1 protein-coding gene is annotated in these 572 nt (G+C 39.9%); it reads left to right on the top strand.

Going from position 1 to position 572, the window contains the following annotated elements:
* Window positions 1-77: 77 nt before the first annotated feature.
* Entirely contained in the window at window positions 78-512 is a 435-nt protein-coding gene (gene tnpA / locus HR45_RS18920) for an IS200/IS605 family transposase (RefSeq protein ID WP_037445950.1), read from the top strand.
* The last annotated feature ends 60 nt before the right edge of the window (window positions 513-572 follow it).

Below are 572 nucleotides of genomic sequence, written 5' to 3'. Positions count from 1 at the left end.
ATGAGAGGGCTTTGCCCGTAAATCCACTCATGTTAAATCTCCCTATGATTTTTAGCGAAGTCAAAAAGGAAATTAACATGAGTAGATACGAACAAGCATCGCATGTGTTCTGGCGATGTCAATATCACATAGTTTGGACACCGAAATATCGTTTTAGGATTCTGAAAAATAATCCAGGCAAGGATGTTTATAGATGTATTCATGTCTATTGCAAGCAACTAGGTTGTATCGTGATGGAATTGAATGTCCAAATCGACCATGTCCACCTAGTAGTAAAGGTTCCTTCTAAACTATCGATATCGAGTTTGATGGGAGCATTAAAGGGAAAAATCGCGTTAAAGCTCTTCAGTAAGTATCCACATTTAAGAAAGAATAAGTTGTGGGGTAACCACTTTTGGCAGAGAGGTTACTTCGTTGATTCAGTGGGAATAAATGAAGAAATCATACGTCGATACGTGCGTCATCAAGAAAATGTGGAGAAGCAAGAGCAAGCATTGCTTGCTCTTGACTAGAAGGCCCCCTTCTAGGGGGTTAACACAAAGCCACCTTCTTCAGAAGGTGGATTCTTTACT

Source organism: Shewanella mangrovi, assembly GCF_000753795.1.
In the GTDB taxonomy this organism is placed as follows: domain Bacteria; phylum Pseudomonadota; class Gammaproteobacteria; order Enterobacterales; family Shewanellaceae; genus Shewanella; species Shewanella mangrovi.
This window is presented reverse-complemented; position numbering and strand designations above follow the sequence as displayed.

What these genes read in the sequence shown, in the direction of transcription:
- tnpA (WP_037445950.1), top strand. Translation starts at nt 78, where the DNA reads ATGAGTAGATACGAACAAGCATCGCATGTGTTCTGGCGATGTCAATAT.